Source organism: Neotamlana sargassicola (assembly GCF_020523965.1).
Classification (GTDB): Bacteria; Bacteroidota; Bacteroidia; order Flavobacteriales; family Flavobacteriaceae; genus Neotamlana; species Neotamlana sargassicola.
Genome location: NZ_JAJAPX010000001.1, coordinates 70,751 through 84,458, shown reverse-complemented (window position 1 = coordinate 84,458; position 13,708 = coordinate 70,751). Strand labels below are relative to the sequence as shown.

Here is a 13,708-nt window from a genome sequence, read left to right as displayed (position 1 = left end):
AGGTTTTTAATTAAATAAAAAGATGAAACATTACACATCAATAAACGATATCGATAACATCGATTCTTGGATTGAAGAAGCCAAAGCGCTCAAGCTAATGCCGTTAAAACATATAGATTTAGGAAAAAACAAAACTTTAGGTTTGTTGTTCTTCAATTCTAGTTTACGCACGCGCTTAAGTACTCAAAAGGCAGCTTTAAATTTAGGAATGAATCCTATTGTAATGAATGTTTCAGGTGACGCCTGGGGTTTAGAGTTTGAAGACGGTACAGTTATGAACGGTAACACCGCCGAACATATTAAGGAAGCCGCAGCAGTCGTATCTCAATATTGCGATATTATTGCCGTAAGAGCATTTCCAACCTTAACAGATAAAGTAAAAGACGAAAGCGAACAAGTTTTAGAGGCCTTTAAAAAATACGCATCTGTGCCTATTGTAAACATGGAAAGTGCCACAGGTCATCCGTTACAAGCCTTAACCGATGCGATAACTATTTCTGAGTTTTCTAAAAAGAAGAAACCAAAAGTAGTTTTAAGTTGGGCGCCACATATAAAGGCATTGCCACATGCGGTAGCAAATAGTTTTACACAGGCCATGCAAAAAATGGATGTAGATTTCGTGATAACAAATCCTGAAGGCTATAATTTAAGTCCAGAAATAACTAAAGACACGCCAATAATTCACAACCAAGAAGAAGCATTTAAAGATGCCGATTTTGTTTACGTAAAAAACTGGAGTTCGTATGAAGATTACGGTAAAGTGACAAACACCGATGCTAATTGGATGATTACTAAAGAAAAATTAGGCGATGCTAAATTTATGCACTGTTTACCAGTAAGGCGAAATGTAATTGTAGAAGATGCCGTGTTAGATTCTGAGAATTCAATTGTAATTCAACAAGCCAATAACAGAACATTTGCAGCGCAATTAGCACTAAAGAAAATATTGCAAAACTTATAGTTTTGTTATCCTGAATTGTCACGTTGAGCATAGTAGAAACGTTGTTTTGGGATATTATTTAAAGGAAATAAATTTTTGTCATTCTGAATTTGTTTCAGAATCAAATGAAACAATAATCAAGAACCAAATATCAAGTTCAGCTTAAATGGAAACACTTAAAATAGTAAAAGTAGGAGGCAACGTTATAGATAACGAAGCGGCATTAGAGAAGTTTTTATCGCAATTTGCTTCGCTTGAAGGCCTAAAAGTATTGGTTCATGGTGGCGGTAAAATAGCGACAAAATTAGCTGAAGATATGCAGATTCCTGTAAACATGGTCGATGGTCGCCGTATTACCGATGCGGCTACATTAGATATTATTTCTATGGTTTATGCTGGTAAAATAAACAAAAACATTATCGCAAAGTTACAAGCTTACAATTGTAACGCTATTGGTTTTTCGGGTGCCGATGGAAATACTATTGTTTCTGTAAAGCGTCCTGTTAAAAAAATAGATTATGGTTATGTTGGCGATGTAAAAAAAGTGAACACCAAAGCCATGCGAGTGTTAATTAATAACGATATTACTCCGGTATTTTGTGCTATTTCACACGACCAAAACGGACAATTACTAAACACTAATGCCGATACCATAGCTTCAGAAGTTGCTATTGCATTATCAAGGCATTATAAAACCGAATTAATTTATTGTTTTGAAAAAAACGGGGTGTTGTTGGATGTTGATGACGATAATTCTGTAATCGATTATATGGATTCAGGAACCTACGAAACCTTAAAAATTCAAGGGAAATTTGCAGGAGGTATGCTTCCTAAACTCGAAAATTGTTATTACGCACTGCAAGAAGGTGTTTCAAAAGTAATCATTGGTAATCCATCGGTTATTACAAATAGAGATCAAAAATTTTCAACCTTATATATATGATTGAGCAATTAACCAATGAGGCTGTCGCGTTACTAAAAAACTTGATAGAAACGCAATCATTTTCTTCCGAAGAAAACGAAACCGCGTTACATATTGAAGCTTGGTTTAAACAACAAAACATAGATTATAAACGAACAAAAAACAATGTTTGGGCGGTAAACAAACACTTTACCGAAGGTAAACCAACTTTGTTGTTAAATTCACATCACGACACGGTTAAGCCAAATTCTGCTTATACCAAAGACCCGTTTAAAGCCATTGTAGAAGATGGAAAATTATTCGGTTTAGGAAGTAACGATGCTGGAGGTTGTTTGGTGTCTTTGCTGGCAACGTTTGCTTATTTTTATAATAAGGAAAATTTAAAATATAACTTAGTTATTGTCGCTTCCGCGGAAGAAGAAAGCAGCGGTCCAAACGGGCTTAACAGCATGTTGTCTGTAATTCCAAAAGTAGATGTGGCCATTGTTGGCGAACCTACATTAATGAATTTAGCCGTTGCGGAAAAAGGCTTAGTGGTTTTCGATGCGGTTTTAACAGGAACACCAAGTCATGCCGCACACCCAAACAACGATAATGTCATTTATAAGTCTATTGAAGCCTTACAATGGTTTAAAGATTATAAATTTGAAAAAGGCTCTGAAGCTTTAGGCGATGTTAAACTTACGGTTAGTCAAATTAGTGCCGGAAAACAACATAATGCAGTTCCTGCCGATTTAAAATTAGTGATAGATGTTCGTGTAAACGATGCTTATAGTAATGCCGAAATTGCAGAAATTTTACAAAATGAAGCACCGGTAACAAGTATTACACCGCGAAGTTTAAGGTTAAATTCGTCGTCTATTCCTGTCGATCACGATTTGGTTAAAGCTGGAATAGCTATGGGTAGAGAAACCTATGGTTCGCCAACATTGTCCGATCAAGCGGTATTAAGCTGTCCGAGTTTAAAGTTAGGGCCAGGAGATAGTACGCGTTCGCATTCTGCCGATGAGTTTATTTATTTAAATGAAATAGAAGAAGGTGTAAAAATATATATTGAATTATTAGAAAAAGTATTATAAACTAGTTGATAGTTTATAGTTGTTTGTTTACGGTGTGTAGCTTTTAAACCAATAACTAGTAACTAAAAACTAATAACAAAATAAAATGAAACTCTGGGATAAAGGTATATCAATAGATAAAAAAATAGAGCAATTTACCGTTGGAAACGATCGTGAAATTGATATTCATATTGCTAAATACGATGTTATTGCATCGCGTGCTCATGCTAAAATGTTGCAAAAGATTGGCATTATTTCGGCTGAAGAATTAATTGATTTATTAGGCGGACTAAAAACACTTGAAAAACAAATTGAAAATGGTACGTTTGTTATCGATGAGCAGTTTGAAGATGTGCATTCTAAAATAGAATTCGAGCTAACCAAAATGTTAGGTGAAGTTGGTAAAAAAATACACACTGCCCGTTCTAGAAACGATCAAGTTTTAGTGGCTTGCCATTTGTATTATAAAGATAACCTTGCAGAAATTAAAACTAAAACAAAAACACTTTTCGATACACTTTTAGCTCAAGCTGAGAATTATAAGGAAAAATTGTTACCGGGTTACACACATTTACAAGTTGCAATGCCATCATCGTTTGGATTATGGTTTTCTGCTTACGCAGAACTTATGATAGATGATGTGTATATTTTAAATGCCGCCATAAAAACAGTAGATCAAAATCCGTTAGGTTCTGCTGCAGGTTATGGTAGTTCTTTCCCAATAGATAGAACGTTAACTACCAAGGAAATGCAGTTTTCTACCTTAAAATACAATGTGGTTGCAGCACAAATGGGGCGTGGTAAAAACGAACGAACTATTGCTGTGGCATTAGGTAGTTTGGCTAATACCTTATCGCGTTTTGCTATGGATGTGTGTTTGTATATGAGTCAGAATTTTAATTTCATTTCTTTTCCAGATGAATTAACTACCGGAAGTAGTATTATGCCTCATAAAAAGAATCCGGATGTTTTTGAGTTAATTCGCGGGAAATGTAATAAAATACAAGCGCTTCAAACCGAAATGATTTTAATTACGAATAATTTACCAAGTGGTTATCATAGAGATTTTCAGTTAATAAAAGAAAATATGATTGCTGCTTTCGAAGAGTTAAAAGGTATTTTAGATATTTTTAATTATTCCATTCAACAAATCATTGTAAAAGATATCGATTTAAACGACGATAAATACAAATACCTTTTCACGGTAGATAATATAAACACTTTAGTAGTTGATGGTATGAGTTTTAGAGAGGCCTATCAAAAAATAGGTGGCGAGGTTCAAAACGGAACATATAAACCCGATACTTCAAAAAAACACACACATGAAGGTAGTATTCATAATCTGTGTTTAGATAAAATAGCGGCTAAGTTTCCGCAGTAAAAAATAGAATAAATAAAAAAAGCACATTTTAAAATGTGCTTTTTGTTTTTTTAGGAAAAACCTACATAATTTTAACTACACCAAAATTATATAATTGTAGATTGCCCCAAATGGATGTTGGTAAAATTTAAGTTGGTCTCATCTGGATTATTGATAAAATCTTCAATAAAATCGCCAACTTTGGTGGTGGTAATATTGTCGTACTTATTATTTAAATCTGGGGTTGTTATGTGTAATGTTAATGATTTTTCTACAGCATCTCTAACTAGTGATGCTTCATCGTCTAACCCAAAATGTTCTAACAACATGGCTGCAGATAAAATAGATGCAATTGGGTTAGCAATGCCTTTATTAGTAGCCTTAGTATAAGCACCATGAATAGGTTCGAACATAACATGATTATCGCCAATAGAAGCAGAGGCTAATAAACCAATTGAACCTACAATTACACTTGCTTCCTCAGATAATATATCACCAAACATATTTTCGGTTAAAATAACGTCAAATTGTTTTGGGTTTATAATAAGTTCCATTGCAGCATTATCAATATACGTATAGTTTACCTCTACGTTCGGGTATTGCGCAGCTAATTCTTGTACTACACGACGCCAAAGTCTTGAGCTTTCTAAAACATTGGCTTTATCGACTAAAGTAAGCTTTTGTTTTCTACTTTGTGCAGCTTTAAATGCTGAGTGTGCTACACGTTCAATTTCCTCGCGTGTATATTTACAAACATCGCTTGCTGTGTTATTATCTTCACTTAAATATTTATCTCCAAAATAAATACCGCTAGTTAACTCTCTATAAATTAAAATATTCGTGCCTTTAATTTGCGTTTTTTTAAGCGATGATTTAATTAATAAATCGTCGTAAGCAATTACAGGGCGAATATTTGTGTGTAAATCTAGTGTTTTACGTAAACGAAGCAAACCTTGTTCAGGTCTTATTTTTGCATATGGATCTAGGTCGTAAGACGTTTTTCCAATAGCACCAAATAAAATAGCATCTGCACTTTTGCAAGTCTCAATAGTTGCTTCAGGTAATGGATCGTTAAATTTTTCAATGGCACTAGCACCAACTAATGCATTAGAAAAGGTAAATACATGATCGAAATTTATAGCAATAGCCTTTAAAACTTTAACGGCTTGCGCTGTAACCTCCGGACCAATGCCATCACCTGGTAAAACAGCTATGTTTAACTTCATTTTTTAGGGGTATTAGAAACTTACAGCGTGTAAAGTTAATTTAAAAGTAAGGCTTTTAAATCAAACTTTTATTACGCCGATGTAATTTCTTTATACAATCTACTACTTTCTATTATTTTATGAATGTCGTTATCGTCAATTTCCTTTTTCTTATCTGCAAATTCCAAGAAGCTCGCATAAATTTCGTCTAATTGAAGTTTCGTTAATTCGTATCCAACATTTTTAGCACGATAAGCTAAAGCTGCACGACCACTTCTTGCAGTTAAAACAATAGCAGATTCGGTAACACCAACATCTTTCGGATCTATAATTTCGTAAGTTTCACGATTTTTAATAACACCATCTTGATGAATTCCAGAACTATGCGCAAAGGCATTTGCGCCAACAATTGCTTTGTTTGGTTGCGTGTAAATACCCATGTTGTCTGAAACTAATTGGCTTAAGCCGTAAAGCATTTCAGAATTTATGTTAGTATCTAAATTTAAGTGAGGGTGTTGTCTTAAAATCATTACTACTTCTTCTAAAGCAGTGTTTCCTGCGCGTTCGCCAATACCATTTATAGTACATTCAATTTGGCGAGCCCCATTAATAACACCTTCAATAGAGTTTGCTGTAGCCAAACCTAAATCGTTATGGCAATGGCAAGATAAAATAGCTTTATCTATACCTTTTACGTTTTCTTTTAAATACTTTATTTTGGCACCATATTCGCTAGGTAAGCAATAACCGGTTGTGTCAGGAATATTTAATACGGTTGCACCGGCTTTAATAACAGCTTCACAAACACGTGCTAAATAGGCATTATCTGTTCGTCCTGCATCTTCAGCGTAAAATTCAACATCTTCTACAAACGATTTTGCATAACTTACTGCTTTAACAGCACGCTCTATAATATCATCTTGATTAGATTTGAATTTAAATTTAATATGAGATTCCGATGTGCCTATTCCAGTATGAATTCTTGGGGTTTTGGCATATTTTAAAGCTTCGGCAGCAACTTTTATATCGTTTTCAACAGATCTGGTTAAACCACAAACTGTAGCATTTTTTACAAGTTTAGATATTTCTTCAACCGATTTAAAATCGCCAGGACTAGAAACTGGAAAACCTGCTTCAATAATGTCTACGCCTAAATTATCTAGTTGTTCGGCAATAACTAGTTTCTGTTCTGTATTTAGTTTACAGCCAGGGACTTGTTCGCCATCTCTTAGGGTAGTATCAAAAATTTGGACTTTATTATCAGACATTTATTAAAATATATTTTCGTATTAGTTTACGAAGTTATATTTTGCTTTACTAAAACTTTACTAAAACCAAAATTTATTACGATGTTTAACTTGGTTTTTATTTGGTTAATGAATTAAAAATCAATATCTTAACATTGTTTTTGCACTATGACAAAAGAACAAAAAGATAATTTATTTGTATTAATTAAATCGTTGTCTAAATCAGAAAAAAGACAATTTAAACTTTATGTTGGTAGATTAGGCGGTAACGAAGATTCAAAATTTTTAACCTTATTCACAATTTTAGATAAACTACCGGTTTACGACGAGGCGGCAATTTTAAAAAAAGGTATTGTAAAAAAGCAACAACTGTCTAACCTAAAAGCTCATTTGTATAAGCAAATTTTAATAAGTTTACGATTAAATCCATCTCATAAAACCATTAGAATTCAAATTAGGGAGCAGCTCGATTTTGCCACTATTTTATATCATAAAGGCCTTTATAAACAGAGTTTAAAAATATTAGATAAAGCTAAAACTTTGGCCGTTTCAAACGAAGAAAAAAATATAGCTTACGAAATTGTTGAACTGGAAAAAATTATTGAATCTCAGTATATTACAAGAAGTTTAAGCAATAGGGCCGACGAGTTAACTATTCAAGCAAAAGAGCTTAGTTTGCATAACGTCGTGGCAAGTAAATTATCTAATTTATCGTTGCAACTTTATGGTTTGTTTTTAAAAACAGGTTATGTTAAAAACGATGAAGAGCATCAAATCGTTACCAAATACTTTAACGACAGAATGCCGAAGTATGACATTAATCAACTAGGTTTTCGTGAAAAATTATGGCTCTACAAATCGTATTTATGGTATAGTTTTTTAACTGTTGATTTTTTGTCATGTTACAAGTACGCTTCCAAATGGGTAGATTTATTCAATGAAAACCCAGAAATGATTAAGCAAAATCCTGTGTTTTATTTACGCGGAAATAATTATTTGTTAGAATCGCTTTTCTTTTTAAAACAGCACTCAAAATTTAAAAGTACATTATCGAAATTAGAAACAGTAACTCAAGAAAAATGGTTTCCTTTAGATGATAATAATGCTAGTTTAGCTTTCCTTTTTATATACAACAATAAGTTTAATTTTCATTTTATTGAAGGCAGTTTTAAAGAAGGTTTACCGTTAATTGAAGAAGTTTTAAGTCAGTTAGAAAGCTATAAAAACAGAATAGACGAACACCATATTATGGTGTTTTACTACAAAATTGCAAGTATGTATTTTGGTGCTGGAGAGAATAAAAAATGTATTGAGTTTTTAAATAAAATTATTAGTAATAAATCGTTGCAGTTACGCGAAGATTTATTGTGTTTTTCAAGAATTTTAAATCTTGTTGCACACTACGAAGCTGGTTTAGATTATAATTTAGATGTTTTAATACGAAGCACTTATAAGTTTTTAATTAAAATGCAAGACTTATACGACGTGCAAAAAGAATTTATAAAATTTTTACGTCGTTTAGGCGATATTTATCCGCATGAAGTAAAAAACGAATTTATAAAATTACATAAAAAATTAAAGGAATATGAAAACGATCCATATCAAAGTAGGGCGTTTTTATATCTAGATATTATTTCTTGGTTAGAAACTAAAATTGAAGGAAAACCTATTGATGTCATTATTCAAAATAAGTTTAAAGCACTACAAAACGATAAGTAGATTTTAAGAAATTAGTAAAAAAAGCACCAAAAAATTTGGATATTAACTTTTTCTAATTGAATATTTGTACTCACAAAGTTCAAACACTTATTGAAATGTTATCAAGAAAGGTGGAGGGAATAGACCCGCTGAAGCCTTAGCAACCTCCCGATTTTTCGGGGAAGGTGCTACATTCTACTAAAATTTTTGTTTTTAGATAGATAACTAACGTAAATTACTTTCTGTAATTACGCGCACAATCTTAATAACATTTTTCTAATAAGCATACCATAGTGGTACGTTTTGGCTTTTTAATTTAAATTTTAAACTAAAAAATTAGAAAAATGAGCAATCAAAAATTAGCAACAAACGCATTACACGCAGGTCACGATGTTACAGCAAACGCAGGAACAAGAGCAGTGCCTATTTACCAAACATCAAGTTATGTTTTTAATAACTCAGATCATGCAGCCAACCTATTTTCGTTACAAGAATTAGGGTTTATTTACACCCGATTAAATAACCCAACAAATCAAATTTTACAAGAGCGTTTAGCAGCAGTTGAAGGCGGTATTGGTGCGGTAGTTTTTGCATCGGGAACATCGGCGATTTCTACAGGTTTATTAACGCTTTTAAAAGCAGGAGACCACATTGTAGCATCGAGCAGTTTATACGGCGGAACCTATAATTTACTTAAAGTTACTTTACCACGTTTAGGCATTACAACTACTTTTGTTGATGCTGATAATCCTGATAATTTTGCAGCTGCAGTACAAGATAATACACGTGCATTTTTTGTTGAATCTTTAGGAAACCCAAAATTAGATGTTTTAGATTTAGAAGCCATCGCAGCACACTCCAAAGCAGCGGGTGTACCGTTTATAGTTGATAATACGGTTGCAACTCCGGCATTATTAAACCCAATAGAGCATGGTGCAAATATTGTTATTCATTCGTTGACCAAATATATTGGCGGACAAGGAACATCGCTTGGTGGAGCCATTATTGATGCAGGAACTTTTGATTGGGCAAACGGAAAATTTCCTGAATTTACCGAGCCATCTGCAGGTTACCACGGATTAAAATATCATGAAACTTTAGGTGCTGCGGCCTATACTTTTAAATTAATTTTAGAAGGTTTACGCGATTTTGGTGGCGCTTTAAGTCCTACAAATGCATTTAATATTATTCAAGGTTTAGAAACCTTACCGGTTAGAATTAAGCAACATAGCGAAAATGCCCTAGCTTTAGCAGAATGGTTAGAAGCACAAGATGAAGTGGCTTGGGTTAACTATCCTGGTTTAAAAAGTAATAAATACAATGCTTTAGCTGAAAAATATTTGCCAAAAGGACAAAGCGGAATTGTTACCTTTGGTGCTAAAGGTGGTTTTGAAGCTGCTAAAACTATTGCAGACGAAACTAAATTATTCTCGTTATTAGCAAACATTGGCGATACAAAATCTTTAATTATACACCCAGCAAGTACAACGCATCAACAATTAACTGAAGCTGAACAAGAATCGGCAGGTGTTGGTCCAGATTTAATTCGTTTATCGGTTGGTATTGAAGACATCGAAGATTTAAAAGCCGATTTAAAAGCGGTTTTTGCTAAGCTTTAGTTTTAGAATTTACCTTAGCAAATAAGCTCCGCGTTAGGGATAGTAGTAGAAAGCCCACAGCGATAGCGAGGACTTGTAACGTATAGCCCGACCTCGACCCCGAATATTCGGGGCGAGGTAACGCCAAAATAATATACATTGGAAACACTTTTGGAACATATAAAAATTAATAATTACACGACTATAAGCGGTGTGGAAATTCCGGAAATTAACTTGAGTTATCAGGTTTTTGGGAAGCCGCTTGGTACTGCGCAAATTGTTTTGGTAAATCACGCATTAACTGGTAACAGTAATGTGGCTGGCGCCGATGGTTGGTGGAAGGATTTGATTGGAGACGATAAGGTTATTGATACTAATTTGTATACGGTTTTAGCCTTTAATATTCCGGGTAATGGTTACGATGGTTTTGTAATTGATAATTATAAGGATTTTGTAGCGCGCGATGTGGCAAAATTGTTTTTGTCTGGTTTAGAAATTTTAAAAACAGGCAAAATTTACGCCACTATTGCGGGGTCGTTAGGTGGTGGAATTGGTTGGGAAATGGCGGTTTTAAAACCCGATTTTACCGAGCATTTTATTCCGGTGGCGACAGATTGGAAATCGACCGATTGGTTAATTGCTAATTGCCAAATACAGGAGCAATTTTTATTAAATTCTAAAAACCCAGTGCACGATGCGCGTATGCATGCCATGTTGTGTTATCGTACGCCAGAATCGTTTAAAGAGCGTTTTCAGCGTAGTAAAAATGAGGATTTAGAGATTTTTAATGTAGAAAGTTGGTTGTTGCATCATGGTAAAAAGTTGCAAGAACGTTTTCAGTTATCGGCGTATAAATTAATGAATCAGTTGCTTAAAACCATTGATGTTACCAAAGGTAGAGGCGATAATTTTAATGTGCTAGATGCTATTAAAGCCAATATTCATATTGTTGGTGTAGATTCTGATATGTTTTTTACGGCGGAAGAAAACCGTGAAACACACAAGCAATTGGCGCTAACAAAACCTAATGTAACGTATAACGAAATACATTCGGTACACGGTCACGATGCGTTTTTAATGGAGTACGACCAGTTAGAAAAAATTGTAGAAGGCATTTTTGTGCCAAATTCTAAAAAGAAAAGAATGAAAGTATTAAAGTTTGGAGGGAAATCTTTAGCGAATGGAGAAGGGTTAAACCGCGTAATCCAAATAATTGAAAATAAAGTAAATGCTGGAGAAAAAATTGCTGTGGTGGTTTCTGCTCGCGGTAGTGCTACAGACGAGTTGGAGACTATTTTAGATTTGGCTCACAAAGGAAGAGATTATAAAACGTTGTTTGAAGCTTTTAAAGCTGAACAATTACAGCCGCTACCAAGTATAGATTTTTCTGAAGAGTTCTCTACACTCGAAAAATTGTTTGAAGGTGTAAGTTTATTAGGCGATTATAGTAAAAAAACTAAAGATGAAGTTTTAGCACAAGGCGAACTATTATCTATTAAAATAGTTTCGGAAATACTAAAGCAAAAAGGTATTAACGCGAACCCAACAGATGCGCGATTACTTATAAAAACCGATGATGTTTTTGGTAATGCAAAACCTATAAATCAGTTATCTAAGGATAACGTAAAAAAACATTTTAAAGCACATGGTGGCGATGTTGTAAATGTTGTAACTGGCTTTATTGCATCAAATAAAAATGGTGAAACTACTACTTTAGGGCGTAACGGTAGTAATTATTCAGCCGCCTTATTAGCTAATTTTTTAGATGCCGAAGAGTTAGAAAATTACACACATGTTAATGGTATTTACACGGCAAACCCAGATTTGGTTGAAGATGCTAAAAAAATACGCGAATTATCGTTTAGTGAAGCTAACGAGTTAGCCAATTTTGGAACAACGGTTTTACACGCAAAAACCATAATTCCGTTAGTAGAAAAAAATATAAACCTACGTATTTTAAACACCTTTAATGCAGACGACGAAGGCACGTTAATTACAGCAAAGCCAAACTCTAAAGAGGTAACATCTTTGTCTGTTTTAGATAATGTGGCACTTTTAAATTTAGAAGGTCGCGGTTTATTAGGTATTAGTGGTGTTGATGCCAGAATTTTTGGAGCTTTAGCAAATAAAAACATTAGTGTAAGTATAATTTCTCAAGGTTCTTCGGAGCGTGGTATTGGTTTAGTTATTGATGCTAACGATGCAGACCAAGCTATAATTGCTTTAGAACGTGAGTTTGAAAGAGATTTTTACTCGCAAGACGTTAACGAAATAAAAGTGGTAGACGATGTTGCTGTAATATCAATTGTGGGTATTGAGTTAAGTTCGTTTCATAAACCATTTAATGCACTTATTAAAAACCAAATTACGCCGTTGTTGTTTAATAATACGGTAACTGGGCGAAACGTGAGTTTGGTAGTTAAAAAGAGCCAGTTGCATAAGGCTATGAATGTTATTCATGGTGAAATTTTCGGTATTTCAAAGAAAATTAATATTGCCATTTTTGGTCATGGCGGTGTTGGAGGTGCTTTAATAAATCAGATTTTAAAGTCGAAAGATGAAATTGAAAAACGTAAAGGCATCAACTTAAATGTGTTTGCTATTGCGAACTCCAGACGATTGTTACTAAACAAAAATGGCGTTAAAACCAATTGGGCAACCGAGATAAAATCTTCAAATTTTGAAAGTTCGGTTGAAGATATTATTGCTTTTGCAAAGAATCATCACCTTGAAAATTTAATTGCGGTAGATAATACAGCTAGTGCAACATTTTATCAAAATTACGTGCCGTTGGTTGAAGCTGGTTTCGATTTGGTGTCGTCTAACAAAATAGCAAATACCATTTCGCACGATTTTTATAAAGACTTACGCGTTCAGCTTGAAGAAAATAATAAACAATATTTATACGAAACTACTGTTGGTGCTGGTTTACCGTTAATTGATACGATTAAGTTGTTACACGAATCTGGAGAAAATATTACAAGGATTCGAGGTGTGTTTTCAGGAACGTTAAGTTACTTATTCAATAATTTTTCTGTGGAAGACAAGCCGTTTAGTGAAATTATTCAGGAAACTATCGACAAAGGTTTTACAGAACCAGATCCACGAGAAGATTTTTCGGGTAACGATGTTGCAAGAAAGTTATTAATTTTGGCACGAGAATTAGATTTAGAAAATGAATTTGAAGATGTTTCGGTGCAAAATTTAATTCCAGAAGCGTATCAAAATATATCTGTTGATGAATTTTTAGGTCAGTTAAATGTGTTAGATGAGCAATATCAAGGCATAAAAGATGCGCAAAAACCAGGACATGTATTGCGTTATGTAGGCGATTTGTCGGGCGATTTATCGCAAAACAAAGGACATTTAGAAGTGAAATTAGTGTCTATACCAGAAGATAGCACTTTAGGTCACGTAAAAGGTAGCGATGCTATTTTTGAAATTTTCACCGAAAGTTACGGTACGCAACCTATAGTAATTCAAGGTGCGGGTGCGGGTGCTGAGGTAACAGCTAGAGGTGTGTTTGGCGATATTTTAAGGTTGTCTAAACACATAAACTAGTTTTTGTGAAAGAAGAAATCTCTAAGTAGATAACTGTGATTTTTAGTATTGTTTTAAATTACACGAAAAATAGATTGTCACACTGAGCGCAGTCGAAGTGTAATAATAAATTGAAAAAT

General features: G+C 33.9%; 9 protein-coding genes and 1 riboswitch. Of the genes, 7 read left to right on the top strand and 2 right to left on the bottom strand.

The genetic code is table 11. The features are described 5' to 3' along the window. Nucleotides 1-22: 22 nt before the first annotated feature. The 4 genes from LG651_RS00375 to argH all read left to right on the top strand — a co-directional run bounded on the left by LG651_RS00375 (nt 23) and on the right by argH (nt 4,301). Nucleotides 23-961 (top strand): N-acetylornithine carbamoyltransferase, encoded by a 939-nt coding sequence (locus LG651_RS00375; RefSeq protein ID WP_226694186.1) that lies wholly within the window; start codon nt 23-25, stop codon nt 959-961. A gap of 145 nt (nt 962-1,106) precedes the next feature. Beyond that, on the top strand, nt 1,107-1,883 hold the full coding sequence (gene argB, locus LG651_RS00370; protein WP_226694185.1) for an acetylglutamate kinase: 777 nt from the start codon (nt 1,107-1,109) through the stop codon (nt 1,881-1,883). Then, nucleotides 1,880-2,941: a M20 family metallo-hydrolase gene (locus tag LG651_RS00365; protein ID WP_226694184.1), complete on the top strand. Its 1,062-nt coding sequence runs from the start codon at nt 1,880-1,882 to the stop codon at nt 2,939-2,941. Before argB ends, LG651_RS00365 begins: the two co-directional genes overlap by 4 nt. An 85-nt stretch (nt 2,942-3,026) precedes the next feature. Continuing rightward, nucleotides 3,027-4,301, top strand: coding sequence for an argininosuccinate lyase (argH, locus tag LG651_RS00360; protein ID WP_226694183.1), 1,275 nt, complete (start codon nt 3,027-3,029; stop codon nt 4,299-4,301). 86 nt (nt 4,302-4,387) lie between these two features. On the opposite strand, the gene leuB is transcribed toward argH, so the two are convergent. After that, nucleotides 4,388-5,506 (bottom strand): 3-isopropylmalate dehydrogenase, encoded by a 1,119-nt coding sequence (gene leuB / locus LG651_RS00355; protein WP_226694182.1) that lies wholly within the window; start codon nt 5,504-5,506, stop codon nt 4,388-4,390. Nucleotides 5,507-5,577: 71 nt separating this feature from the next. Further along, entirely contained in the window at nt 5,578-6,753 is a 1,176-nt protein-coding gene (locus LG651_RS00350) for a 2-isopropylmalate synthase (RefSeq protein WP_226694181.1), read from the bottom strand. Nucleotides 6,754-6,900: 147 nt separating this feature from the next. On the opposite strand from LG651_RS00350, the gene LG651_RS00345 reads away from it, so the two are divergent. The 3 genes from LG651_RS00345 to thrA all read left to right on the top strand — a co-directional run bounded on the left by LG651_RS00345 (nt 6,901) and on the right by thrA (nt 13,589). After that, entirely contained in the window at nt 6,901-8,451 is a 1,551-nt protein-coding gene (locus LG651_RS00345; protein WP_226694180.1) for a hypothetical protein, read from the top strand. Between the two features lie 95 nt (nt 8,452-8,546). After that, nucleotides 8,547-8,658: riboswitch (SAM riboswitch) on the top strand. A gap of 116 nt (nt 8,659-8,774) precedes the next feature. Further along, entirely contained in the window at nt 8,775-10,049 is a 1,275-nt protein-coding gene (locus LG651_RS00340) for an O-acetylhomoserine aminocarboxypropyltransferase/cysteine synthase family protein (RefSeq protein ID WP_226694179.1), read from the top strand. Nucleotides 10,050-10,187: 138 nt separating this feature from the next. Next, the gene (gene thrA / locus LG651_RS00335) at nt 10,188-13,589 is read left to right on the top strand and encodes a bifunctional aspartate kinase/homoserine dehydrogenase I (protein ID WP_226694178.1); all 3,402 of its coding nucleotides are present in this window, start codon (nt 10,188-10,190) and stop codon (nt 13,587-13,589) included. The last annotated feature ends 119 nt before the right edge of the window (nt 13,590-13,708 follow it).